At 60.0% G+C, this 26,500-nt stretch carries 17 protein-coding genes and 1 pseudogene; 13 read left to right on the forward strand and 5 right to left on the reverse strand.

What is annotated here, in order from left to right:
* Nucleotides 1-9: 9 nt before the first annotated feature.
* Nucleotides 10-591 (reverse strand): dCTP deaminase, encoded by a 582-nt coding sequence (gene dcd, locus ACMWKK_RS01715; protein WP_032641661.1) that lies wholly within the window; start codon nt 589-591, stop codon nt 10-12.
* 91 nt (nt 592-682) lie between these two features.
* A complete protein-coding gene (gene udk, locus ACMWKK_RS01720) occupies nt 683-1,324 on the reverse strand; it encodes a uridine kinase (RefSeq protein WP_045328239.1) in 642 nt (213 codons plus the stop codon).
* 343 nt (nt 1,325-1,667) lie between these two features.
* On the opposite strand from udk, the gene ACMWKK_RS01725 reads away from it, so the two are divergent.
* The gene (locus ACMWKK_RS01725; RefSeq protein ID WP_045328087.1) at nt 1,668-4,997 is read left to right on the forward strand and encodes a diguanylate cyclase; all 3,330 of its coding nucleotides are present in this window, start codon (nt 1,668-1,670) and stop codon (nt 4,995-4,997) included.
* Here ACMWKK_RS01725 and alkA read toward each other — a convergent pair.
* Nucleotides 4,962-5,834, reverse strand: a complete 873-nt coding sequence (gene alkA, locus ACMWKK_RS01730) for a DNA-3-methyladenine glycosylase 2 (protein WP_112779733.1) — start codon at nt 5,832-5,834, stop codon at nt 4,962-4,964. The two genes, ACMWKK_RS01725 and alkA, sit on opposite strands and share 36 nt — an antisense overlap.
* Nucleotides 5,835-5,964: 130 nt before the next feature.
* Between alkA and yegD the strand changes: the two genes are divergently transcribed.
* The 9 genes and pseudogenes from yegD to yegS all read left to right on the forward strand — a co-directional run bounded on the left by yegD (nt 5,965) and on the right by yegS (nt 21,155).
* Nucleotides 5,965-7,317: a molecular chaperone gene (gene yegD / locus ACMWKK_RS01735; RefSeq protein ID WP_112779734.1), complete on the forward strand. Its 1,353-nt coding sequence runs from the start codon at nt 5,965-5,967 to the stop codon at nt 7,315-7,317.
* 209 nt (nt 7,318-7,526) lie between these two features.
* Nucleotides 7,527-8,729, forward strand: a complete 1,203-nt coding sequence (locus ACMWKK_RS01740; protein WP_045328084.1) for an MdtA/MuxA family multidrug efflux RND transporter periplasmic adaptor subunit — start codon at nt 7,527-7,529, stop codon at nt 8,727-8,729.
* A pseudogene (locus ACMWKK_RS01745) lies at nt 8,729-11,864 on the forward strand (MdtB/MuxB family multidrug efflux RND transporter permease subunit). The gene ACMWKK_RS01740 and the pseudogene ACMWKK_RS01745 overlap by 1 nt, the downstream one beginning before the upstream one ends.
* Entirely contained in the window at nt 11,865-14,942 is a 3,078-nt protein-coding gene (mdtC, locus tag ACMWKK_RS01750; RefSeq protein WP_112779736.1) for a multidrug efflux RND transporter permease subunit MdtC, read from the forward strand.
* Nucleotides 14,943-16,358, forward strand: a complete 1,416-nt coding sequence (locus ACMWKK_RS01755; RefSeq protein WP_112779737.1) for an MFS transporter — start codon at nt 14,943-14,945, stop codon at nt 16,356-16,358.
* On the forward strand, nt 16,355-17,758 hold the full coding sequence (gene baeS, locus ACMWKK_RS01760; RefSeq protein WP_045328080.1) for a two-component system sensor histidine kinase BaeS: 1,404 nt from the start codon (nt 16,355-16,357) through the stop codon (nt 17,756-17,758). The genes ACMWKK_RS01755 and baeS overlap by 4 nt, the downstream gene beginning before the upstream one ends.
* Nucleotides 17,755-18,477, forward strand: coding sequence for a two-component system response regulator BaeR (gene baeR / locus ACMWKK_RS01765; RefSeq protein WP_045328079.1), 723 nt, complete (start codon nt 17,755-17,757; stop codon nt 18,475-18,477). The genes baeS and baeR overlap by 4 nt, the downstream gene beginning before the upstream one ends.
* A gap of 168 nt (nt 18,478-18,645) precedes the next feature.
* A complete protein-coding gene (gene yegQ / locus ACMWKK_RS01770) occupies nt 18,646-20,007 on the forward strand; it encodes a tRNA 5-hydroxyuridine modification protein YegQ (protein ID WP_032652696.1) in 1,362 nt (453 codons plus the stop codon).
* A 248-nt stretch (nt 20,008-20,255) separates the two neighbouring features.
* On the forward strand, nt 20,256-21,155 hold the full coding sequence (gene yegS, locus ACMWKK_RS01775; RefSeq protein ID WP_045328078.1) for a lipid kinase YegS: 900 nt from the start codon (nt 20,256-20,258) through the stop codon (nt 21,153-21,155).
* A gap of 53 nt (nt 21,156-21,208) precedes the next feature.
* Here the strand turns inward: yegS and fbaB are convergent, their stop codons facing one another.
* Nucleotides 21,209-22,261 (reverse strand): class I fructose-bisphosphate aldolase, encoded by a 1,053-nt coding sequence (fbaB, locus tag ACMWKK_RS01780; protein WP_045328077.1) that lies wholly within the window; start codon nt 22,259-22,261, stop codon nt 21,209-21,211.
* A 250-nt stretch (nt 22,262-22,511) separates the two neighbouring features.
* On the opposite strand from fbaB, the gene ACMWKK_RS01785 reads away from it, so the two are divergent.
* The 3 genes from ACMWKK_RS01785 to ACMWKK_RS01795 are packed head-to-tail and all read left to right on the forward strand — an operon-like array spanning nt 22,512 to nt 25,740.
* On the forward strand, nt 22,512-23,789 hold the full coding sequence (locus ACMWKK_RS01785; RefSeq protein WP_112779739.1) for a nucleoside permease: 1,278 nt from the start codon (nt 22,512-22,514) through the stop codon (nt 23,787-23,789).
* Nucleotides 23,786-24,790: an ADP-ribosylglycohydrolase family protein gene (locus tag ACMWKK_RS01790; RefSeq protein ID WP_112779740.1), complete on the forward strand. Its 1,005-nt coding sequence runs from the start codon at nt 23,786-23,788 to the stop codon at nt 24,788-24,790. Before ACMWKK_RS01785 ends, ACMWKK_RS01790 begins: the two co-directional genes overlap by 4 nt.
* Nucleotides 24,787-25,740: a PfkB family carbohydrate kinase gene (locus tag ACMWKK_RS01795; RefSeq protein ID WP_112779741.1), complete on the forward strand. Its 954-nt coding sequence runs from the start codon at nt 24,787-24,789 to the stop codon at nt 25,738-25,740. The genes ACMWKK_RS01790 and ACMWKK_RS01795 overlap by 4 nt, the downstream gene beginning before the upstream one ends.
* Here the strand turns inward: ACMWKK_RS01795 and ACMWKK_RS01800 are convergent.
* The gene (locus ACMWKK_RS01800; protein WP_025760289.1) at nt 25,714-26,460 is read right to left on the reverse strand and encodes a GntR family transcriptional regulator; all 747 of its coding nucleotides are present in this window, start codon (nt 26,458-26,460) and stop codon (nt 25,714-25,716) included. The genes ACMWKK_RS01795 and ACMWKK_RS01800 overlap by 27 nt on opposite strands.
* Nucleotides 26,461-26,500 lie beyond the last annotated feature (40 nt).

Below are 26,500 nucleotides of genomic sequence, written 5' to 3' on the forward strand. Positions count from 1 at the left end.
GACTAACGATCAGTCTTTATCAATACGGCTCGCAACCGCGCCCTGCTGGTCGCGATACTTTGCGTCCTGCCGACGGTTGTAGGGCCTGTCTGCCGGGCCTGACAGCGGTTCAAAGCTTAACGCACCGATCATCATGCCCGGACGCAGCGCCAGCGGCAATTTACCGGCATTGAAGAATTCCAGTACGATACGCCCGGACCAGCCTGGATCGATACGGTGTGCGGTCACGTGAACCATCAGCCCCAGTCGCGCCAGCGAAGAACGGCCGTCCAGCCAGCCCACGAGATCGGCAGGCAGGGTCACGGACTCAAACGTGACCGCCAGAGCCAGTTCACCCGGGTGCAGATAAAAGGCTTCGCCTTCGTCGATGATGATTTCGTCACTCATCACGCGATCGAGCGCGGCGCTAACTTCGTCTTTTGGCCCGCTAAGGTCAATGAACGGCGCAGTGTGGCCGCTAAAGGTGCGGAATTTATTCCCCAACCGCACATCAACGGTCACGCCATTGATGCGCTCAACAGGTGGACGTGGGGTAATAGACAAACGGCCTTCATCCAGCCAGGCTTCAATATCGCGATCGCAAAGACGCACGGCACTTTCTCCTTTTATGCATCGTACCCTGAGGCGGCAAGCGCTCAGGGTAAAACCAGGTTATCTCTGAACGGTACACAATTCGCGCGGCTTATTCAAAAAACTGGCTGATTTTCGCTTTTAAGATATCAATCGCAATGCGGTTTTTACCCCCGCGCGGCACGATGATATCGGCGTATTGTTTGGAGGGCTCAATAAACTGCAGGAACATCGGGCGGACCGTTTTCTGGTATTGCGCCATGACGGAGTCCATCGAACGGCCGCGTTCATTCACGTCACGCTTGATGCGGCGCATCAGGCAGATATCCAGCGGGGTATCAACGAAAATCGAGAAGTTCATGGATTCACGCAGACGGGGGTCGGTCAGCAGCAGAATGCCTTCAAGGATAATGACCTTTTTCGGCTCGATGCGGATGGTTTCCTGGGTGCGGGTATGCTCTACATAACTGTAAACGGGCAGTTCAATCGCCTGGCCGCTCTTGAGCGCTTCTAAATGCTGGAACAGCAGGCTGTGATCCATCGCATTGGGGTGGTCATAGTTGGTTTTGACGCGCTCTTCCATCGACAGATGGGATTGATCTTTGTAATAGCTGTCTTCGGGAATGACGCCGATATGCTCATCACCTACTTGTTCACGCAGTTCGCGATAAAGCGTACTGGCAATTAGACTTTTACCTGAAGCCGATGCGCCGGCGATGCCTATAATGACGCACTGATGAGACTTATCAGTCATAAATTTAGCGACCTGATTAACCTGGATGTTAAGGAAGGACGACGCCGGAGCGTCAAACGCGGCAATTATAGGGATTTCGCGGGCGTGATACCAGTCGAATGCACAGCTTCTGCGAGACGGGCCGAAAAGTGGCGCTTTATTCCCTGAGTGAAATTTAAATGCGCGTTTTTTCAGCATTTAACCGTTTTTTTTCACGGCGTCTCTATTTAATAAGTCTGCGGTGTCAAATTCTGAGCAGTCACCATATGAATTGTAAATTGTTTGTACTAGCATAAACCAAATTATCAAATTCACGCGTTCGGACATCTTCCCTGACGGCATGGCGTCTCTGGATAAAGCGGTAATGAATAAACAATACCAGCGGGTTTTGGTTACCACCCCACATCCTTTAATACGACTTGTCTGTCTGGGCCTGGTCACCTTTATCTTTACCCTTTTTTCGCTGGAGCTCACCCGCTTCGGTACCCTGCTGGCCCCGCTCTGGTTCCCCACCGCCATTATGATGGTGGCGTTTTACCGCCATGCGGGGAAAATGTGGCCGGGCATCGCCCTGGCCTGCTCGTTTGGCAATATTCTGGCCTCGTGGATGCTGTTTTCGTGGGGTTCGGTCAGCCTCATTTATCCCTCTATCAACGTCATTGAAGCCGCTATCGGCGCGCTGTTGCTGCGCAGATTGCTCCCCTGGTACAACCCGCTGCAGAATCTGAACGACTGGATCCGCGTGGCCGTTGGCAGCGCGCTGGTGCCGCCGCTGGTGGGCGGCATTCTGGTGTCCCTGCTGGCCCCCGGCCCTGAGCCAATGCGTAATTTCTTCGTCTGGGTATTATCCGAAGCCATTGGCGCGCTGGCGCTGGTGCCTCTCGGGCTATTATTTAAGCCGCATTATCTGCTGCGCCACCGTGATCCGCGATTGCTGCTGGAAACGCTGACCACGCTGGCCGTGACGCTGGCCCTCAGTTGGGCAGCCATCACCTGGCTGCCGTGGCCCTTCACCTGCGTGATCGTGTTGCTGATGTGGAGCGCCGTGCGCCTGCCGCGGATGGAAGCGTTCATGGTATTCCTGGTCACCGTGATGGTTGTGTCGCTGATGATTGCCCGTAACCCGTTAGCGCTAACCACCCAACATGCCGGGCCCATGCTGAACGCCCCCTGGCTGCCGTTCCTGATGTTGCTCCTGCCCGCAAACGTGATGACCATGGTGATGTACGCCTTCCGCGCCGAGCGCAAACACATCACCGAAAGCGAGGAGCGTTTTCGTAACGCGATGGAATATTCCGCCATCGGCATGGCGCTGGTCAGCATTGAGGGCAAATGGCTTCAGGCTAACAAGGCGCTGTGCAATTTCCTCGGCTACAGCCAGACGGAGCTCCAGTCCTTAACCTTCCAGCAGCTCACCTGGCCGGAAGACCTGGACACCGACCTCGAGCAGCTCGAACAGCTGGTCAACGGCGAGATCAATACCTATACCCTCGAGAAGCGCTATTACACCCGCAACGGAGAGGTGGTCTGGGCGCTGCTTGCCGTCTCCGTCGTGCGCCATGCCGACGGCTCGCCGCTCTATTTTATTGCGCAGATTGAAGACATTAACGACCTGAAGCAGACCGAGTGGGTCAATAAACGCCTGATGGAGCGTATTACGCTCGCCAACGAAGCGGGCGGCATCGGCATCTGGGAGTGGGATCTGGAGCCCGACATTATCAGCTGGGACAAGCGGATGTTTGAACTCTACGAGATCCCGCCGCACATCAAGCCCACCTGGCAGCTCTGGCACGACACGATGCTGCCGGAAGACCGCGCCCACGCCGAGCAGGTGCTGCGCGACTCGCTGATTTCCCGCCTGCCCTTTAAGCTGGAATTCCGCATCCGGGTGAAGGAAGGCGTGCGCCATATTCGCTCCCTGGCGAACCGGGTGCTCAACAAGCAGGGAGAAGTCGAACGCCTGCTCGGTATCAACATGGACATGACCGAGGTTAAGCAGCTTAACGAGGCCCTCTTCCAGGAAAAAGAGCGTCTGCACATTACTCTGGACTCCATCGGTGAAGCGGTGCTGTGCACCGATATCAACATGAACGTCACCTTTATGAACCCGGTGGCCGAGAAAATGAGCGGCTGGCTGCAGACCGAGGCAATAGGCCAGCCGATCCTGAAGGTGTTGCACATTACCTTTGGTGAAAAAGGGCCGCTGATGGAAAATATTCACAGCGGCGATATGTCCCGTTCCGATATCGATCAGGACGTGGTGCTGAACTGCCGCACCGGGGGTAATTTCGACATTCATTACAGCATTACGCCGCTCAGCACGCTGGATGGCCAGAATATTGGCTCGGTTATCGTCATTCAGGACGTGACCGAGTCGCGTAAAATGCTGCGCCAGCTGAGCTACAGCGCCTCCCACGATGCCCTGACCCATCTGGCAAACCGGGTCAGCTTCGAAAGCCATCTCAAACGGCTCCTGCAGACCGTTCGCGAAACGCGCCAGCGTCATGCCCTGGTCTTTATCGACCTCGATCGCTTCAAAGCCGTCAACGATACGGCTGGCCATGCGGCGGGTGATGCCCTGCTGCGGGAGCTTGCTTCCCTGATGTTAACCATGCTCCGCTCCAGCGACGTGCTGGCACGTCTTGGCGGGGACGAGTTCGGCTTACTGCTACCGGACTGCAATATAGAAAGCGCGCGCTACATCGCCGGTCGCCTGATCCATACGATCAATGACTATCACTTTACGTGGGAAGGCCGTCTGCACCGTATCGGCGCCAGCGCCGGCATCACGCTGATTGATGAAAATAACCATCAGGCGTCGGAGATCATGTCCCAGGCGGACATTGCCTGTTATGCCTCGAAAAACAGCGGCCGTGGCAGGGTAACGGTCTACGAGCCTCAGCAGGAGCGGGATCGCCACACGCGCAGCATGATGTCGCTTGATGAACAGTGGCATATGATTAAAGACAATCATCTGATGATGATTGCCCGCAGCGTCGCCTCTCCGCGCATTCCGGAGAGCAGCAATTTCTGGCTGCTGTCGTTACGCCTGTGGACCAGCCAGGGTGAAGTACAGGAGGAGCACGCCTTCCGCTCGGGCCTGGCGGAGCCTGAGCTTCTGCATGCCCTCGACAGACGTATCTTTAGTGAGTTTTTCCGCACCTATGCCGCGCAGATTGCCAGCAAAGGCATGGGCGTCGCGCTGCCGCTCTCTGAGGCTGGCTTAGCCAGCGTGACGCTGGTCGATGAACTTCTCGACCTGCTGGATAAAAGCCCCATGCCGGGCCGCCTCCTGCATCTGGTTATCTCTGCCGATGTGGTGAGCAGCGCGGAGAAAAACCTGCAGCGGGGCCTGCAAAAGCTTCGCCAGGCGGGCTGCCGCGTCATCTTTAGCCAGGTGGGACGCGACATGAACGTCTTTACCCACCTGACCGCCAATATGGCCGACTATCTGATGCTGGACGCAGAGGTGGTGAGCAACGTGTACGGCAACCTGATGGATGAGATGATGGTGACCATTGTTCAGGGCCACGCCCAGCGTCTGGGAATGAAAACCATCGCGGGCCCCTGCAACCAGCCCATCATGATGGACACGCTCTCCGGCATTGGCATTGATTTTATCTACGGTGACACTATCGCCGAGCCGCAGCCGCTGGATCTACTGCTCAACGCCAGCTATTTCGCCATCAACTGACGGCGACCAGCCGTCGGTGTACCAGATGTGCAGCAGCGCGTAAGAGCGCCACGGCTGCCAGCGCTCGGCATAACGGCGAATTTGCGCGGGAGTCATTCCGGCGAAGCGTTGCTTAATCAGATAATCATCCGGCAGAAACACATCTTTCGCCTGCCAGCCGCGCAGCGCCAGGTAATTTGCCGTCCAGCGCCCTATCCCCGGCCGCTGCTGCAACGCCTTCATGCCCGCCTCAACGTTCTCAGGCGGCGTCAGCGGAAACGTCCCGTCAACGACCGACTGCGCCAGATGAATCAGCGATTCCGCGCGTTTTACCGGCATGCCCAACGCTTTCAGGTCCAGCGGGTCCGCTGCCGCCAGCGCCTGCGGCGTGGGAAAACAGAGATAGCCTGGACAATCCGCAATCGGTTCACCGCACAGCGCCACCACGCGCGACGTCAGCTTCGCCGCCATCGCCACGCTCACCAGCTGCCCGAGGATCGCCCGAACGCCCTGCTCGTAGGCATCCATCGCCCCCGGCAGGCGTAAGCCTGGCCGGGCCGCGCCGAGATCGCCCAGCGCATCCGCGATGCGCTGCGGATTACAGGCGAGATCGAACAGGCTTTCAATGCGTGCAAGACACGTCTTCGCAACCGGAATTAACCCCGTGCTGAGGGTCACGGTCAGCGTATGGGCGGCGATATCCGGCGTCACGCGGAAAATCCCCTGATGGCCTTCGCAGGCAAAACTGCGCTCGTAATAGTCGTGCGTGACGGTTTCAATACCCGTCACCGCACGTGCGCCAAGAAAGCCAAACATCCACTGCCAGTCGTAAGGGGGAAGCCAGGTCAGGGTATACATCGTTACTCCTTTTTTGTTCCACTCAGGATAAACGCAAAAGGCGCGCTGCGCCTTGCTTTCATATTCCTGTTGTCGCAGGACAGGCATTCCGCTAAAGTCTCGCCCCTTCTCACCGGCATGGGGATTTATTGTGTTTATTGGATTCGACTACGGTACGGCAAACTGCTCGGTTGCGATTATGCAAAACGGACAGCCGCAGCTTCTGAAAATGGAAAAAGAGAGCACGCTGCTGCCCTCAATGCTCTGCGCGCCGACGCGTGAAGCGGTGAGCGAATGGCTGTTCCGTCACCATCAGGTTCCGGCGACGGCGGCAGAGACCCAGGCGCTGCTGCGCCGGGCGGTTAGCTTTAACCGCGAGGAAGATATCGACGTTACGCCGTCCAGCGTGCAGTTTGGTCTCTCTTCGCTCGGGCACTACATTGAAGACCCCGAAGAGGTCTACTTCGTGAAGTCGCCAAAATCCTTCCTCGGCGCCAGCGGCCTGAAGCCGCAGCAGGTGGCGATGTTCGAAGATCTGGTGTGCGCGATGATGCTGCATATTCGCAATCAGGCGCAGACGCAGGTCCCGGATGCGATCACCCAGGCGGTGATTGGCCGCCCGATCAACTTCCAGGGGCTGGGCGGCGACGAGGCTAACCAGCAGGCGCAGGGGATCCTTGAACGCGCGGCGCACCGCGCGGGCTTTCGCGACGTGGTGTTCCAGTATGAGCCGGTTGCCGCAGGCCTGGACTTTGAAGCCACGCTGACCGAAGAGAAGCGCGTACTCGTCGTGGATATCGGCGGGGGCACGACGGACTGCTCGCTGCTGCTGATGGGCCCCCAGTGGCATAGCCGTCGCGATCGTGAAAACAGCCTGCTCGGGCACAGCGGCTGCCGCGTAGGCGGTAACGATCTCGACATCGCGCTGGCCTTCAAGAGCCTGATGCCGCTGCTCGGCATGGGCGGGCAAACGGAAAAAGGCATCGCGCTGCCGATCCTGCCGTGGTGGAACGCAATTGCCATCAACGACGTGCCTGCACAGAGTGATTTTTACAGCACCGCGAACGGTCGCTTCCTCAACGATCTGGTGCGCGACGCGCAGGACGCGGATAAGGTCGCGCTGCTGCACAAGGTGTGGCGTCAGCGCCTCAGCTACCGCGTGGTGCGTACCGCGGAGGAGAGCAAAATTGCCCTTTCCGACCGCGCTGAGCATGCGGTCTCCCTGCCGTTTATCAGCGACGACCTGGCCACCGCGATTTCACAGGACGGGCTGGAGACAGCGCTCGCGCAGCCGCTGCAGCGTATTCTGGAGCAGGTGCAGCTCGCGCTGGAGAACGGCAAAGAGAAGCCGGACGTTATCTACCTGACCGGCGGGAGCGCCCGTTCGCCGCTGATCAAGAAAGCGCTGGCCGAACAGCTGCCGGGCATTCCAATTGCCGGTGGGGATGACTTTGGCTCCGTTACCGCAGGGCTGGCGCGCTGGGCGCAGGTGATGTTTAGGTAGTGCGGTTGTGCCGGGTGGCGGCTTCGCCTTACCCGGCCTACAAGATCTCCGAACCGTAGGCCGGGTAAGGCGTAGCCGCCACCCGGCTAAAAACAGCACCACACTCAGACAATTCCAGACAGTCTTCCATATTTCCTCCATTTTTCCGCTGTGTTGCCTGACTAAACTAGTATCATTCCCCGAAGTATTCAGGATGAGAACGTATAACGATGAAAGGCAGTAACAAAACCCGCTGGGCAATCGCCGCTGGCATCATTGTGGTGGTGCTTGCCGCCGCCTGGTACTGGCACAGCCAATCCGCGAACTCCGCTGCGCCCGCTGGCGCCAGCGGTCAGGCACAGCGCACGGCAGGCGGAGGGCGTCACGGCATGCGCGGCGGCGCGCTGGCGCCGGTACAGGCGGCCACCGCGGTGAATAAAGCCGTTCCTCGCTATCTTACGGGCCTTGGGACCATTACCGCCGCCAACACCGCGACGGTGCGCAGCCGCGTCGACGGCCAGCTCATCGCGATCCACTTCCAGGAAGGTCAGCAGGTTAAAGCCGGCGATCTGCTGGCGGAAATCGACCCGAGCCAGTTTAAGGTCACCCTCGCCCAGGCGCAGGGGCAGCTCGCGAAAGACAAAGCCACGCTCGCCAATGCCCAGCGTGATTTAGCGCGCTATCAGCAGCTGGTGAAAACCAACCTCGTTTCGCGTCAGGAGCTGGACACCCAGCAGTCGCTGGTGAGCGAAACGCAGGGCACCATCAAAGCCGACGAGGCCGCCGTCGCCAGCGCGCAGCTGCAGCTGGACTGGAGCCGTATCACCGCACCGATTGACGGGCGCGTCGGCCTGAAGCAGGTCGATATCGGCAACCAGATCTCCAGCGGCGACACGACGGGCATCGTGGTAATCACCCAGACTCACCCGATTGATTTAGTCTTCACCCTGCCGGAAAGCGACATTGCGACCGTCATGCAGGCGCAAAAAGCCGGACAGGGGCTGGTGGTCGAAGCCTGGGACCGCACCAACAAGCAGAAGCTCAGCGAAGGTTCCTTGCTCAGCCTGGATAACCAGATCGATACCACCACCGGCACCATCAAGCTGAAGGCGCGCTTTAACAATCAGGACGATGCCCTTTTCCCGAACCAGTTCGTCAATGCGCGCATGCTGGTTGCCACCGAAGAGAACGCGGTGGTGATCCCCACCGCCGCGCTGCAGATGGGTAACGAGGGTAACTTCGTCTGGGTGCTTAACGGCGACAATAAGGTCAGCAAGCATCTGGTGAAAACCGGTATTCAGGACAGCCAGACGGTAGTGATTGCCGCAGGCCTTTCCGCAGGCGACCGCGTGGTCACCGACGGCATCGACCGTCTGACCGAAGGGGCCAAAGTGGAAGTGGTTGAACCTGCAAAACAGGGAGAAAAATCCTGATGCAGGTGATGCCGCCAGGCTCTACAGGTGGGCCGTCACGCCTGTTTATTCTCCGTCCTGTCGCCACCACGCTGCTGATGGTGGCGATCCTGCTCGCCGGGATTATCGGCTACCGCTTCCTGCCCGTGTCGGCGCTGCCGGAGGTGGATTACCCGACCATTCAGGTGGTGACGCTGTATCCGGGTGCCAGCCCGGACGTGGTGACGTCCGCCATCACCGCCCCGCTGGAGCGCCAGTTTGGGCAGATGTCCGGGCTAAAACAGATGTCCTCCCAGAGTTCCGGCGGAGCCTCCGTCGTGACGCTGCAGTTCCAGCTGACGCTGTCGCTGGACGTCGCCGAGCAGGAGGTGCAGGCCGCCATCAACGCCGCCACCAACCTGCTGCCGTCTGACCTGCCTAACCCACCGGTTTACAGCAAGGTGAACCCGGCGGATCCGCCGATCATGACGCTGGCCGTTACCTCCTCCGCCATGCCGATGACGCAGGTCGAAGACATGGTTGAAACGCGCGTGGCGCAGAAGATTTCTCAGGTTTCCGGCGTCGGCCTCGTTACGCTGGCGGGCGGCCAGCGCCCGGCCGTGCGCGTGAAGCTGAACGCGCAGGCGATTGCCGCACTCGGTCTGACCAGCGAAACCATCCGCAGCGCCATCAGCAATGCGAACGTTAACTCGGCGAAAGGCTCGCTGGACGGCCCGACCCGCGCGGTGACGCTCTCCGCCAACGACCAGATGCAGTCCGCGGATGAATACCGTCAGCTGATTATCGCCTACCAGAACGGCGCGCCGGTCCGTCTGGGCGACGTGGCGACGGTGGAGCAAGGGGCGGAAAACAGCTGGCTCGGCGCATGGGCCAACAAGCAGCAGGCGATCGTGATGAACGTCCAGCGCCAGCCGGGCGCTAACATCATCGAAACCGCCGACAGCATCCGCACCATGCTGCCGCAGCTGATCGACAGCCTGCCGAAATCGGTTAGCGTAAAAGTGCTTTCCGACCGCACTACCAACATTCGCGCGTCGGTTACCGACACTCAGTTCGAGCTGATGCTGGCCATTGCGCTGGTGGTGATGATCATCTATCTGTTCCTGCGCAACGTCCCGGCGACCATTATTCCCGCCGTCGCCGTGCCGCTCTCGCTGGTCGGCACCTTTGCGGTGATGGTGTTCCTCGATTTTTCGATTAACAACCTGACGCTGATGGCGCTCACCATCGCCACCGGCTTCGTGGTGGACGACGCCATCGTGGTTATCGAGAACATCTCGCGCTATATCGAGAAAGGCGAAAAACCTCTGGCGGCGGCGCTGAAGGGCGCGGGCGAGATCGGCTTTACCATTATCTCCCTGACCTTCTCGCTGATTGCGGTGCTGATCCCACTGCTGTTTATGGGCGACATCGTCGGGCGTCTGTTCCGCGAGTTTGCCGTCACGCTGGCGGTGGCCATTTTGATCTCCGCCGTGGTGTCGCTGACCCTGACGCCGATGATGTGCGCCCGCATGCTGAGCCACGAGTCCCTGCGCAAGCAAAACCGCTTCTCCCGCGCCTCCGAGCGCATGTTCGAACGCATTATTGCCGCCTACGGCCGCGTGCTGGCGAAAGTGCTGAACCATCCGTGGGCCACGCTCAGCGTGGCGCTGGGCACGCTGGCGCTCAGCGTGATGCTGTGGATTTTCATTCCGAAAGGCTTCTTCCCCATCCAGGACAACGGCATTATTCAGGGCACGCTTCAGGCCCCGCAGTCTGTCTCCTTCGCCAATATGGCCCAGCGCCAGCAGCAGGTGTCTGAGATCGTCATGAAGGACCCGGCGGTAGAGAGCCTGACCTCCTACGTGGGCGTCGACGGCACCAACCCGTCGCTCAACAGCGCGCGTCTGCAGATTAACCTCAAGCCGCTGGACGAGCGCGACGATCGCGTCAACGCCGTCATTGAGCGGCTGCAAAGCGCCGTCGCGCGCGTGCCGGGCGTGGAGCTTTACCTGCAGCCGATTCAGGATCTGACCATTGATACCCAGGTCAGCCGCACGCAGTACCAGTTCACGCTGCAGGCCACCTCGCTGGATGCCCTCAGCACCTGGGTACCGCAGCTGGTGAATAAGCTTAACACCCTGCCGCAGCTCGCCGACGTCAGCAGCGACTGGCAGGACAAAGGCCTGGCGGCGTACGTGAACGTCAACCGCGATACCGCCAGCCGTCTCGGCATTACCATGGCGGACGTGGATAACGCCCTGTATAACGCCTTCGGGCAGCGCCTTCGGGCAGCGCCTGATCTCCACCATCTACACCCAGGCGAACCAGTATCGCGTCGTGCTGGAGCACAACACCGAGAACACGCCCGGCCTGGCGGGGCTGGACTCGGTGCGCCTGACCAGCAAAGACGGCGGGATTGTGCCGCTGAGCGCTATCGCCACGGTGGAAGAACGCTATACCCCGCTGTCGATTAACCATCTGGATCAGTTCCCGTCCACCACCATCTCCTTCAACGTGCCGGACAATTACTCTCTCGGCGAAGCGGTGGAGGCCATTCAGGCGGCTGAAAAAGAGCTCAGCTTCCCGTCCGATATTCAGACCCAGTTCCAGGGCAGCACCCTGGCGTTCCAGGCCGCGCTGGGGAATACCATCTGGCTTATCGTCGCGGCGGTCGTGGCGATGTACATCGTGCTCGGCGTGCTGTACGAGAGCTTTATCCACCCAATCACTATTCTCTCTACCCTGCCGACGGCGGGCGTGGGGGCGCTGCTGGCATTAATGCTGGCGGGCAGCGAGCTGGACGTGATTGCCATTATCGGCATTATCCTGCTTATTGGGATCGTGAAGAAAAACGCCATCATGATGATCGACTTCGCGCTGGCCGCCGAGCGCGAGCAGGGCATGTCGCCGCGCGATGCCATCTTCCAGGCCTGCCTGCTGCGTTTTCGTCCGATCCTGATGACCACGCTGGCGGCCCTGCTGGGCGCGCTGCCGCTGATGCTCAGCACCGGCGTCGGGGCGGAGCTGCGCCGTCCGCTGGGTATCGGCATGGTCGGCGGCCTGCTGGTGAGCCAGGTATTAACCTTGTTCACCACGCCGGTGATATATCTGCTGTTTGACCGCCTGGCGCTGTGGGCCAAAAGCCGCTTCCCGAAACGTGAAGAGGAGGCATAAGTGAAGTTTTTCGCCCTCTTCATTTATCGCCCGGTGGCGACGATTTTAATCTCGCTCGCCATTACCCTCTGCGGCGTGCTGGGCTTCCGGCTGCTGCCGGTGGCGCCGCTGCCGCAGGTGGATTTCCCGGTGATTATGGTCAGCGCCTCGCTGCCTGGCGCCTCGCCGGAAACCATGGCCTCGTCCGTCGCCACGCCGCTGGAACGCTCGCTCGGGCGAATTGCCGGGGTCAACGAGATGACCTCCAGCAGCTCGCTCGGCAGCACGCGCATCATTCTGGAGTTCAGCTTCGACCGGGATATTAACGGCGCGGCACGCGACGTGCAGGCGGCCATCAACGCCGCGCAAAGCCTGCTGCCGAGCGGCATGCCGAGCCGCCCAACCTACCGCAAGGCCAACCCGTCCGACGCGCCGATCATGATCCTGACGCTGACGTCAGACACCTACTCGCAGGGACAGCTTTACGACTTTGCGTCTACCCAACTGGCGCAGACAATTTCACAGATTAACGGCGTGGGTGACGTGAGCGTCGGCGGCAGCTCCCTGCCCGCCGTGCGCGTGGGCTTAAACCCGCAGGCGCTGTTCAACCAGGGCGTATCGCTGGACGACGTGCGCTCAGCCATCAGCAACGCCAACGTGCGCAAACCGCAGGGGGCGATTGAGGACACCAGCCACCGCTGGCAGATCCACACCAACGACGAGCTGAAAACCGCCGCGGAATACCAGCCGCTGATCGTCCACTACAACAACGGCGCGGCGGTGCGCTTAAGCGACGTCGCCAGCGTCACCGACTCGGTGCAGGACGTGCGCAACGCCGGGATGACCAACGCTAAACCCGCCATTCTGCTGATGATCCGCAAGCTGCCGGAAGCCAACATTATCGAGACGGTGAACAGCATTCGCGCCCGTCTCCCGGAGCTGCAGGAGACTATCCCGGCCGCGATCGACCTGCAAATTGCCCAGGATCGCTCCCCGACCATTCGCGCCTCGCTTGAGGAGGTGGAGCAGACGCTGGCGATCTCCGTCGCGCTGGTGATCCTGGTGGTCTTCCTGTTCCTGCGCTCCGGTCGGGCGACGCTGATCCCGGCGGTGGCCGTGCCGGTATCGCTGATCGGCACCTTTGCCGCCATGTACCTGTGCGGGTTCAGCCTCAACAACCTGTCGCTGATGGCCCTGACGATTGCGACGGGCTTCGTGGTGGATGACGCCATCGTGGTGCTGGAAAACATTTCCCGCCACCTGGAAGCGGGGGTGAAGCCGCTTCAGGCCGCCCTGCAGGGAACGCGCGAGGTGGGCTTTACGGTGCTCTCCATGAGCCTGTCGCTGGTGGCGGTGTTTCTGCCGCTGCTGCTGATGGGCGGACTGCCGGGCCGCCTGCTGCGCGAGTTTGCCGTCACGCTCTCCGTCGCCATCGGCATTTCTCTGGCGATCTCCTTAACGCTGACGCCAATGATGTGCGGCTGGATGCTCAAGCGCAGCAAGCCGCACTCGCAGCCGCGCCGCAAAGGCTTTGGCCGCGTCCTGATGGCGATGCAGGAAGGCTATGGCAAATCGCTGAAGTGGGTGCTGAACCATACCCGGCTGGTCGGCCTGGTGCTGATCGGCACCATCGTGCTCAACGTCTGGATGTACATCACCATCCCGAAAACCTTCTTCCCGGAGCAGGACACCGGCGTGCTGATGGGCGGCATTCAGGCGGACCAGAGCATTTCGTTCCAGGCGATGCGCGGCAAGCTGCAGGACTTTATGAAGATCATTCGTGAAGACAAAGCCGTGGATAACGTCACCGGCTTTACCGGCGGGTCACGCGTTAACAGCGGGATGATGTTTATTACCCTTAAACCGCGCGGCGAGCGCAACGAAACCGCCCAGCAGGTGATTGACCGCCTGCGGGTGAAGCTCGCTAAAGAACCGGGCGCGAACCTGTTTTTGATGGCCGTTCAGGATATCCGCGTCGGCGGGCGTCAGGCGAACGCCAGCTATCAGTACACGCTGCTTTCCGACGATTTAGCCGCCCTGCGCGAGTGGGAGCCGAAGATCCGCAAGGCGCTGGCCGCCCTGCCGGAGCTGGCGGACGTCAACTCCGATCAGCAGGATAACGGCGCCGAGATGGCCCTGACCTACGACCGCGAAACCATGTCGCGTCTGGGCATTAACGTTGAGGCCGCCAACAGCCTGCTGAACAACGCCTTCGGCCAGCGCGAGATCTCCACCATCTACCAGCCGATGAACCAGTACAAGGTGGTGATGGAGGTAGACCCGCGCTATACCCAGGACATCAGCGCCCTGGACAAAATGTTTGTGATTAACAGCGACGGCAAGGCGATTCCACTCTCCTATTTTGCCAGCTGGCAGCCCGCCAACGCGCCGCTGTCGGTCAATCACCAGGGGCTGTCGGCGGCGTCGACCATCTCCTTCAACCTGCCCGCAGGTTCGTCGCTGTCTGAAGCCGGCGATGCAATCAACCGTGCGATGACCCAGCTTGGCGTGCCGTCCACCGTCCGTGGCAGCTTTGCCGGGACCGCGCAGGTGTTCCAGGAGACGATGAACTCACAGGTCATTTTGATTCTGGCCGCCATCGCCACGGTCTATATTGTGCTGGGCGTGCTGTATGAGAGCTACGTGCACCCGCTGACCATCCTTTCGACGCTGCCGTCGGCGGGCGTGGGGGCACTGCTGGCGCTGGAGCTGTTCGGCGCGCCGTTCAGCCTTATCGCGCTCATCGGGATCATGCTATTAATTGGTATTGTGAAGAAAAACGCGATCATGATGGTCGACTTCGCGCTGGACGCCCAGCGCAACGGCGGCCTCTCACCGGAAGAGGCCATCTTCCAGGCGTGCCTGCTGCGTTTTCGTCCGATCATGATGACCACCCTGGCGGCGCTGTTTGGCGCGCTGCCGCTGGTGATTTCCGGCGGCGACGGCTCCGAGCTGCGCCAGCCGCTGGGGATCACCATCGTCGGCGGTCTGGTGATGAGCCAGCTGCTGACGCTGTACACTACGCCGGTGGTCTATCTGTTCTTCGACCGCCTGCGGCTGCGTTTTTCGCGTAAAAACAGAAACACGGTGACCGAGTAAATGACCGACCTCCCCGCTAACGTTCGCTGGCAGTTATGGATAGTCGCCTTCGGCTTCTTTATGCAGTCGCTGGATACGACCATCGTCAATACCGCCCTCCCCTCCATGGCGAAAAGCCTGGGGGAGAGCCCGCTGCATATGCATATGGTGATTGTCGCCTATGTGCTGACGGTGGCCGTGATGCTGCCCGCCAGCGGCTGGCTGGCGGACAAAGTGGGCGTGCGCAATATCTTCTTTACCGCCATCGTGCTGTTTACCACCGGCTCGCTGTTTTGCGCCCAGGCCAGTACCCTCGACCAGCTGGTGATGGCGCGCGTGCTGCAGGGCGTTGGCGGGGCGATGATGGTGCCCGTCGGGCGGTTAACGGTGATGAAGATTGTGCCGCGCGAGCAGTACATGGCGGCAATGACCTTTGTCACCCTGCCCGGCCAGGTGGGGCCGCTGCTGGGCCCGGCGCTCGGCGGCATTCTGGTAGAGTACGCCTCCTGGCACTGGATCTTCTTAATCAATCTTCCCGTTGGCATCATCGGCGCCATCGCCACCCTGACGCTGATGCCAAACTACAAAATGCAGACGCGGCGCTTTGATTTCTTCGGCTTTATCCTGCTGGCGGCGGGCATGGCCACCCTCACCCTGGCGCTGGACGGGCAAAAGGGATTGGGGATTTCGCCCCTGACGCTCGGGCTGCTGATCGCGCTCGGGGTTACCGCAATACTGTGGTATCTGCGGCATGCCAGCGGTAACGATAAGGCGCTGTTCAGCCTGAACCTGTTTAAAAACCCGACCTACCGTCTCGGGCTGTTCGGCAGCTTCGCCGGACGAATCGGCAGCGGCATGCTGCCGTTTATGACGCCCGTTTTTCTGCAAATTGGCATGGGATTTTCGCCGTTCCACGCGGGCCTGATGATGATCCCGATGGTGCTCGGCAGCATGGGAATGAAGCGCATCGTGGTGCAGGTGGTGAACCGCTTTGGCTACCGTCACGTGCTGGTGACCGCAACCCTGGGGCTGGCGCTGGTGAGCATGGTGTTTATGGCCGTGGCGCTGATGGGCTGGTACTACGTCCTGCCGCTGGTGCTGTTCTGCCAGGGGATCATCAACTCCATGCGCTTCTCGTCGATGAATACCCTGACGCTGAAGGATCTCCCGGACGAGCTCGCGAGCAGCGGCAACAGCCTGCTGTCGATGATCATGCAGCTCTCCATGAGCGTAGGGGTGACTATCGCCGGTTTACTGCTCGGCATGTACGGCCAGCACCATCTCAGCGTCGACACGCCGGTGGCGCATCAGGTCTTTATGTATACCTATTTCAGCATGGCGGTCATCATCGCCCTGCCCGCCTTCATCTTCGCCCGCGTGCCGGATGATACCAGCAAGAACGTCGTGATTCGGCGCGGCAAAAGGAGTGGCTCATGAAATTCTGGCGCCCGGGCATTACCGGCAAGCTCTTCGTGGCGATATTTGCCACCTGTATCGTCCTGTTGATCACCATGCACTGGGCGGTGCGGGTAAGCTTTGAGCGCGGCTTTATTGATTACATCAAGCATGGCAACGAGCAGCGCTTGCAGGGCCTAAGCGATGCGCTGAGCGAACAGTACGCCCAGCACGGCAACTGGCGCTTTCTGCGCAATAACGACCGCTTTATTTTCCAGATCCTGCGCTCGCTGGAGCACGACACCGGTGACGATCGCCCGGGGCCAGGCATGCCGCCGCACGGCTGGCGCACTCAATTCTGGGTAATCGACCAGGACATGCGCACGCTGGTTGGCCCGCGCGCGCCGATCCCCCCGGACGGCACTCGTCGGGCGATAAAGGTCAATAACGCCATCGTCGGCTGGGTTATCGCCTCCCCGGTGGAGCGCCTGACGCGCAACACCGACATCAACTTTGACCGCCAGCAGCGTCGCACAAGCTGGCTGATTGTCGCTCTCTCCACCCTGCTCGCCGCGCTCGCCACCTTCCCGCTGGCGCGCGGTCTGCTCGCCCCGGTGAAACGGCTGGTGGAAGGGACGCACAAGCTCGCCGCCGGGGATTTCACCACCCGCGTCGATACCCGCAGCCAGGACGAACTGGGCAAGCTGGCGCAGGACTTTAACCAGCTCGCCAGCACGCTGGAGAAGAACCAGCAGATGCGCCGCGACTTTATGGCCGATATCTCCCACGAGCTGCGTACCCCGCTGGCGGTGCTGCGCGGCGAGCTGGAAGCCATTCAGGACGGCGTGCGCCAGTTTACGCCCGAATCGGTGGCCTCCCTGCAGGCAGAGGTAGGCACGCTGACCAAGCTGGTGGACGACCTCCACCAGCTCTCCATGTCCGACGAAGGGGCGCTGGCCTACCAGAAAGCGCCGGTAGACGTGATTAATATTCTGGAAGTGATCAGCGGCGCCTTCCGCGAGCGGTTTGCCAGCCGAAATCTGAAAATCGACCTCTCCCTGCCGGACAGCGCGGTGGTGTTTGGCGACAAGGACCGTCTGATGCAGCTCTTCAACAACCTGCTGGAAAACAGCCTGCGCTACACCGACAGCGGCGGCGGGCTGCACATCTCCGGCAGGCAGGAAAACGGGCGCTTTGCCCTGACCTTCGCGGATTCCGCCCCCGGCGTGCAGGACGCGCAGCTGGAAAAACTGTTTGAACGTTTCTACCGCACCGAAGGCTCCCGCAACCGCGCCAGCGGCGGCTCCGGCCTGGGGCTGGCGATTTGCGTTAACATCGTCGAGGCGCATAATGGCACGATCCGCGCCGCCCATTCGCCTTTTGGCGGGGTTAGCATTACAGTAGAGTTACCTCTGGAACGGGATTTATCGAGAGAAGCATGACCGAGTTACCGATTGACGAAAACACGCCGCGCATTTTGATTGTGGAAGACGAACCCAAGCTGGGGCAGCTGCTGATCGACTATTTACGCGCGGCCAGCTATGCCCCGTCACTCATTAGCCACGGCGACCAGGTGCTGCCTTACGTGCGCCAGACGCCGCCGGACCTGATCCTGCTGGACCTGATGCTGCCCGGTACCGATGGCCTGACCCTGTGCAAAGAAATTCGTCGTTTCTCCGACGTGCCGATCGTCATGGTCACCGCCAAAATTGAAGAGATTGACCGCCTGCTGGGGCTCGAAATCGGCGCAGACGATTACATCTGCAAGCCCTACAGCCCGCGTGAAGTGGTCGCCCGCGTGAAAACCATCCTGCGCCGCTGCAGGCCGCAGCGTGAGCTTCAGGTGCTGGACGCCGAAAGCCCGCTGATTGTCGACGAAAGCCGCTTCCAGGCAAGCTGGCGCAGCAAGCTGCTGGACCTGACCCCAGCGGAGTTCCGCCTGCTGAAAACCCTCTCTCACGAGCCGGGAAAAGTGTTCTCCCGCGAGCAGCTGCTGAACCACCTGTATGACGATTACCGCGTGGTGACCGACCGCACCATCGACAGCCACATCAAAAACCTGCGCCGCAAGCTGGAGGCGCTGGACGCCGAGCAGTCGTTTATCCGCGCGGTGTACGGCGTGGGGTATCGCTGGGAAGCGGATGCGTGCAGGATTGCGTAGCCAGCAGAGAGCTAATCCAGGCCGGGTCAGGCGAAGCCGCCACCCGGCACAATCACTTTACCTCCCCTTCCCGCAGCGCTACAATGCCCGCCCTTAAAGTGGGGGATCTCCCCTTACCGTTGCACCTGGTGCACGCGGATCTGACCTGTCATCAGAACGAGAACAAACATGTTTAAACCGGAACTCCTTTCCCCGGCGGGAACGCTGCAAAATATGCGTTACGCTTTCGCCTATGGTGCCGACGCCGTTTACGCGGGCCAGCCGCGCTACTCGCTGCGCGTGCGTAACAACGAATTCAACCACGAGAACCTGCAGCTCGGCATCAACGAAGCGCATGCCCTGGGCAAAAAATTCTACGTGGTGGTCAACATCGCGCCGCACAACGCCAAGCTGAAAACGTTCATCCGTGACCTGAAGCCGGTGGTGGATATGGGGCCGGACGCGCTGATCATGTCAGACCCGGGTTTAATCATGCTGGTTCGGGAGAACTTCCCGGAGATGGATATTCACCTCTCCGTTCAGGCTAACGCCGTCAACTGGGCGACGGTTAAGTTCTGGAAGCAGATGGGGCTGACCCGCGTCATTCTCTCTCGCGAGCTTTCGCTGGAAGAGATCGAAGAGATCCGCACCCAGGTGCCGGATATGGAAATCGAAATCTTCGTTCACGGCGCGCTGTGCATGGCCTACTCCGGCCGCTGCCTGCTCTCCGGCTACATCAACAAGCGCGACCCGAACCAGGGCACCTGCACCAACGCCTGCCGCTGGGAATATAACGTCCAGGAAGGCAAAGAGGACGATATCGGCAACATCGTCCACAAGCACGAGCCGATCCCGGTCACCAACGTTGAGCCGACGCTGGGCATCGGCGCGCCAACCGACAGCGTGTTTATGATTGAAGAAGCCAAACGTCCGGGCGAGTACATGACCGCCTTTGAAGACGAGCACGGCACCTACATCATGAACTCGAAAGACCTGCGCGCCATCGCCCACGTTGAGCGCCTGACCCAGATGGGCGTGCACTCCCTGAAAATTGAAGGCCGCACCAAATCCTATTACTACTGCGCGCGCACCGCACAGGTATACCGTAAAGCCATCGACGATGCGGCCGCCGGTAAACCGTTCGATACCAGCCTGCTGGAAACCCTGGAAGGCCTGGCCCATCGCGGCTATACCGAAGGCTTCCTGCGCCGTCACACCCATGACGACTACCAGAACTACGAGCACGGCTACTCCGTTTCCGAGCGCCAGCAGTTTGTCGGCGACTTTACCGGCGAGCGCAAAGGCGCGCTGGCGGCCGTGGCGGTGAAAAACAAGTTCACCAAAGGCGACAGCCTGGAGCTGATGACCCCGCAGGGCAACATGAACTTCACGCTGGAGCATCTGGAAAACGGCAAAGGCGAAGCGATTGACGTGGCGCCGGGCGACGGGCATACCGTCTGGCTGCCGGTGCCGGAAGAGGTGGAGCTTAAGTTCGCGCTGCTGATGCGTAACTTCAACGGTGAAAGCACCCGGAATCCGCACGGTAAATAGTCAATCAGGGAAATTTTTTCGCGCTGGGATAATTCTTAGAATCGGATCACATACCGCTTCGTTCAATACGGGTATTATCCCCCCGCTGAAAAACATAACCCATAAATGCTAGCTGTACCAGGAACCACCTCCTTAGCCTGCGTAATCTCCCTTACGCGGGCTTATTTTTTCCCTTTCATCCTGTTCTTACCCGCTTTTTTCCGCTCTGCTATACACTGTTACTAACGCTAAAAAAGGGAGCAGCGCGGATGGCAACCTATCCAGACAGTTTATTGATTCTCAACGGCAAAAGTGCAGGCAACGATCTGTTGCGTCAGGCCATTCAGGATTTGCGTGACGACGGCGCGCGCATTCACGTACGGGTAACCTGGGAAAAGGGCGACGCGGCACGCTATATCAACGAAGGCTTAACGCTAGGCGTCAGCACCATCATTTCCGGCGGCGGCGACGGCACCATCAATGAGATCGCGTCTGCGCTTATCGACCTGCCGCCGACAGACCGCCCGGTCATGGGCATTTTACCGCTCGGCACCGCCAATGATTTCGCCACCAGCGCCGGGATCCCTGAGACGTTAGATAAGGCGCTACAGCTTGCGATCCTCGGCAAGGCTACCGCCGTGGATATCGCGCAGGTAAATGACAAAACCTGCTTTATCAATATGGCGACCGGCGGGTTCGGCACGCGCATCACCAGCGAAACGCCGGAAAAGCTGAAGGCGGCGCTGGGCGGCGTATCGTACCTGATCCACGGCCTGATGCGCATGGATACCCTCAAGCCTGACCGCTGTGAAATTCGCGGCGAGGATTTTCAGTGGCAGGGTGACGCGCTGGTGATCGGCATTGGCAATGGCCGCCAGGCGGGCGGCGGCCAGCAGCTGTGCCCGGAAGCGCTGATTAATGACGGCCAGCTACAGCTGCGTATTTTCACGGGCGACGGTCTGCTGCCCGCGCTGTTTACCACGCTGACGCAGCCGGAAGAGAGTCCGAATATCATCGCCGGGAAATCGGCATGGTTTGAGGTGAATGCCCCGCACGGGATGACCTTTAACCTCGACGGAGAGCCGCTGAGCGGGACGCAGTTCCGCATAGAGGTGTTGCCCGGCGCGCTGCAGTGCAGGCTGCCGCCGGACTGTGTGCTTTTGCGCTGAGTGTATTGCCGGGCGGCGGCTACGCCTTACCCGGCCTACGTTTCGTCCCCAGGTCAGGCAATCGTTACTTTGCTGTCCAGATAGACGTCCTGCACCGCATTGATCAGCTTCACGCCGTCGGCCATCGATTTCTTAAACGCCTTACGGCCAAGGATCAGCCCCATGCCGCCCGCGCGTTTGTTGATCACCGCCGTACGCACCGCGTCTGACAGGTCGGTATCTCCGCCCGCCGCGCCGCCGGAGTTAATCAGCCCCGCGCGCCCCATATAGCAGTTCGCCAGCTGGTAGCGCACCAGGTCAATCGGGTTATCGCTGGTCAGCTTGCTGTACACGCGATCGTCGGTATAGCCAAAGTTCACCGCCTTATAGCCGCCGTTATTTTCGGCCATTTTCTGCTTCACGATATCTGCGCCGATGGTCGCCGCCAGGTGGTTCGCCTGTCCGGTCAGGTCAGCGGAGACGTGGTAATCTACCCCGTCTTTTTTGAACGCCGGGTTACGCAGGTACGCCCACAGCACGGTCACCAGGCCAAGCTCGTGCGCGCGCTCAAACGCCGCGGAGATCTCTTCAATCTGACGACGAGACTGCTCAGAGCCGAAGTAAATCGTCGCCCCGACGGCTACCGCCCCCATGTTGAACGCCTGCTCGACGCTGGCGTAGAGGGTCTGGTCATATTCGGTGGGGTAGCTGAGGGTTTCGTTGTGGTTCAGCTTCACGAGGAACGGAATGCGGTGGGCATAGCGACGCGAAACCGACGCCAGCACGCCATAGGTGGAGGCTACGCAGTTACAGCCCGCTTCAATCGCCAGCTCAACGATGTTCTTCGGATCGAAATAGAGGGGGTTCGCCGCAAAGGACGCGCCCGCCGAGTGCTCTACGCCCTGGTCCACCGGCAGAATTGAGAGGTACCCGGTGCCGCCGAGCCGCCCGGTGTTGTAGAGCGTCTGCATGTTTCGCAGGACCGCAGGCGGACGGTTGTTATCGACCATCACGCGGTCAACGTAGTCATGACCAGGCAAATACAGCTGGTCGGCTGGAATGGTCATACAACGATGCTGTAAAAGGCTGTCGGCGTCTTTGCCAAGCAACTGCGCAATATCAGTCATGTGATACTCCCGTAAGTCCGACGTCGTGTCGGTGTGTGTTTATCCAGTCCCATCTTTTATGGGCAGACTAAGCCTGGTACCGACTTAACAGATTTTCCACCTTTTGCATTCTTTTTCAGCACAATCTGCTGGCTCGATTCGTGTACAACAAAACTGTTACATTGATCAAACAATCACCACAAAGGTATTTAAAAGGTATTATTAAGTGGTATGTTAAAGGCGTACCCTCTCTGACATGCAGGATTAAAAAATGAAAACGAAAGTCCAACTGTCATTCATGATGTTTGTTGAATGGTTTATCTGGGGCGCGTGGTTTGTGCCGCTGTGGCTGTGGCTGAGCAAAAGCGGGTTTACCGCCGGGGAAATTGGCTGGTCTTACGCCTGTACCGCCATTGCGGCGATCCTCTCCCCGATTCTGGTCGGCTCGCTGACGGACCGCTTCTTCGCCGCGCAGAAGGTGCTGGCGGTGCTGATGTTTGCCGGAGCCATTCTGATGTACTTCGCCGCGCAGCAAACCCAGTTCAGCACCTTCTTCCCGCTGCTGCTGGTTTATTCCCTGACCTACATGCCGACCATCGCGCTGACCAACAGCATCGCCTTCGCTAACGTGGACGACGTCGAGGCCGATTTTCCGCGCATTCGCGTGATGGGCACCATCGGCTGGATCGCCTCCGGGCTGGCGTGCGGCTTCCTGCCGCAGATGCTGGGCTACAGCGATATTTCCGATACCAATATTCCGCTGCTGATGACGGCAGCCAGCTCCGCCCTGCTCGGCGTCTTTGCCCTGTCCCTGCCGAACACGCCGCCAAAGAGCACCGGCAAGCTGGATTTCAAAGTCATGCTGGGGCTGGATGCGCTGATCCTGCTGCGCGACAAAAACTTCCTGGTGTTCTTCTTCTGCTCGTTCCTGTTCGCCATGCCGCTGGCCTTCTACTACATCTTCGCCAACGGCTATCTCACCGAAGTGGGAATGAAAAACGCCACCGGCTGGATGACGCTCGGCCAGTTCTCCGAGATCTTCTTTATGCTCGCCCTGCCGTTCTTTACCAAACGCTTTGGTATTAAGAAGGTCTTACTGCTGGGCCTGATCACTGCCGCCATCCGCTACGGGTTCTTTGTGTACGGCGGTGCGGAACAGTACTTCACCTACGCCCTGCTGTTCCTCGGCATTCTGCTGCACGGCGTGAGCTACGACTTCTACTACGTCACCGCGTACATCTACGTGGACAAAAAAGCGCCGGTGCATATGCGCACCGCCGCGCAGGGCCTGATTACGCTGTGCTGCCAGGGCTTTGGTAGCCTGCTGGGGTACCGCCTGGGCGGCGTAATGATGGAAAAAATGTTCGCATACAAAGAGCCGGTGAACGGGCTGACCTTCAACTGGGCCGGAATGTGGGCGTTTGGCGCAATCATGATTGCCGTGATTGCCGTGCTGTTTATGCTGTTTTTCCGCGAATCGGATAAAGAGATCGCCGCAATTGAGGTGATTAATGGCGATACCGCGCTGACACAAGGGGAAGTTAAATGAAACAAGAACGTGTTCTCGGTGCCCTCTACGGGCAGGCGTTAGGGGATGCGATGGGCATGCCGTCGGAGCTGTGGCCGAGAAAGCGCGTCAAGGCGCACTTCGGCTGGATCGACCGCTTTCTACCCGGCCCGGCAGAGAATAATGCGGCCTGCTATTTCAAACAGGCAGAGTTCACCGACGATACCTCCATGGCGCTGTGCCTGGCGGATGCGATTATTGAGTGTGAGGGAGACATTAACGCGGACGTTATCGGCAAACATATCCTTAACTGGGCGCTCGATTTCGACGCGTTTAATAAGAACGTGCTCGGCCCGACCTCCAAAATCGCGCTAAACGCGATTCGCGACGGGAAGCCGGTCAGCGAACTGGAAAACAACGGCGTAACCAACGGGGCGGCGATGCGCGCCTCCCCGCTGGGCTGCCTGCTCCCGGCCACGCGTCTGGAGCACTTTGTTGAGCAGGTGGCGCTGGCCTCGAGCCCGACCCATAAATCAGACCTCGCCATTGCCGGCGCGGTGGTGATTACCTGGGCAGTCTCCCGCGCTATCGACGGCGAAAGCTGGCAGAACATCGTCGACGCGCTGCCGGGTATCGCCCGCTATGCGCAGGAGGCGAAAACCACCACCTTCAGCGCATCGCTGGCGGCACGTATTGAGCTGGCGCTGAAGACCGTGCGGGAAGCAAACGGTATCGACTCTGCCAGCGAGCGGATTTATCAGCTTATTGGCGCGGGAACCAGCACCATCGAGTCCGTTCCGGCAGCCATTGCGATGGTCGAAATGGCGGGAACCGATCCGAACCGCTGCGCCATTTTATGCGCTAACCTGGGCGGCGACACCGACACCATTGGCGCCATGGCGACCGCCATCTGCGGCGCGCTGCACGGCGTGCAGGCGATTGACCCGGCGCTCAAAGCCGAGCTCGACGCCGTTAACCGGCTCGATTTCGGCCACTACTGCGAAAAGCTCCTGCACTACCGGGAGCAAAGGGAGGGCGTATGACGTCATTTGCCCAGCGTCTTGACGCCCTGCACGCCACGCGCCCGGTGACGGTGCTGGGCGCCGCGGTGATTGACGTCATCGCCGACGCCTACGCCCTGCCCTGGCGCGGGTGCGATATCGAGCTCAAGCAGCAGGGTGTGAATATTGGCGGATGCGCGCTGAATATCGCCATCGCCCTGAAGCGGCTCGGCATTACGGCGCAAAACGCCCTGCCCGTCGGCCACGGCGTCTGGGCGGATATCATCCGCAACGCCATGGCGAAGCAGGATCTGCACAGCGCCATCGAGGCCGAAACCGGCGACAACGGCTGGTGCCTGGCGCTGGTGGAGCCTGACGGCGAGCGCACCTTTATGTCCTTTAGCGGCGTGGAGAACCAGTGGCAGCAGGGCTGGCTTGATGTGCTGAACATCCCATCGAACAGCCTCGTCTACCTGTCCGGCTATCAGCTGGCTTCGCCGTGCGGCGAGCTGCTGACGGGCTGGCTGGAGGGGTTGCAGGACGTGACGGCATTCATTGATTTTGGCCCCCGCATCGCGGACATCCCCGACGCGCTGATGGCGCGGATCATGGCCTGTCGGCCAATCGTCTCCCTTAATCGTCAGGAAGCGGAAATCGCAGCCGGGCGGCTAGGCGTCGGGGCTGAAAACCTGGGGATGGAGTGGCAGCAGCGCTTTGGGGCCGCGCTGATTGTGCGCCACGATAAAGACGGTGCGGTCTGGTATGACGGCGGTTGTTCGGGCGTGGTTCCGGCGTTCCCGGCTACGGTCGTGGACACCATCGGCGCGGGCGACAACCACGCGGGCGGCACGCTTGCCGGGCTGGCGGCGGGATGGCCGCTGGCAGACGCCGTTCTGCTGGGAAATGCCGTGGCGTCCTGGGTGGTCAGCCATCGCGGCGGGGATTGCGCCCCCACTCGTGAGGAATTACTCCTCGCACACAAAGACGTATAGATCGCTGCGACAGTAGCTGATGCTGTACTCAATCGGCCGGTGCTGCTGGTCAAGCGCAACCTGCTTGATCACCAGCACCGGTATTTTTTCATCCATCTTAATGTGCGCCTGAAACTCGCTGTCCGGCATGCGGGCGCTGACCCGTGAACGGGTGCGCTGCGGGAAAATATTCTGGCTGCGGAAATAATCGTAGAGCGAAATGCCGATCGCATCCGGATCGGGAATGAGACCGACCGGCACCCAGGACTCCTCAATCGAGACGGCGTCCTCGTCAACGTAGCGAATACGCTTGAGCAGGAATACCTCGCTCTCAGGGGGGATTGAAAGGTGATTCGCCACCTCTTCCGGGCACTTCACTACCCGCTTGTTGACCCACAGCGTATTGGGCTTCTGGCCGCGCAGCACGACCTGCTGTGAGAACCCGCGCGCCTCTTTCAGGGAATACTCGAAGATATTGTTGATTTGCGTGCCATAGCCACGGGCGCGCGTCACCACGCCCTCTTCCTCCAGCGCCTGCATCGCTTTTCGCACGGTAATGCGCGACACGCCGGTTAACTGACTCAGATCGCGCTCGCCGGGCAAAATATTGCCGTGCTCCAGCACGCCGCTGCGCACCGCGTTTTTTACCGTTTCGGCAAACTTCAGGTACAGCGGGGTATTGTCAGGCGCGGCGATCCGTTCATTCAGCTGAGCGATTAACCGGGTATGCGCTTGTTCCATCTCTGTTTTCTCAGGCGTGGTGTTTCCTGCCAGTATACTG

Origin of the sequence: Enterobacter sp. 01-M-03-SI-ECC (assembly GCF_047530215.1) — a bacterium.
GTDB lineage: Bacteria > Pseudomonadota > Gammaproteobacteria > Enterobacterales > Enterobacteriaceae > Enterobacter > Enterobacter chengduensis.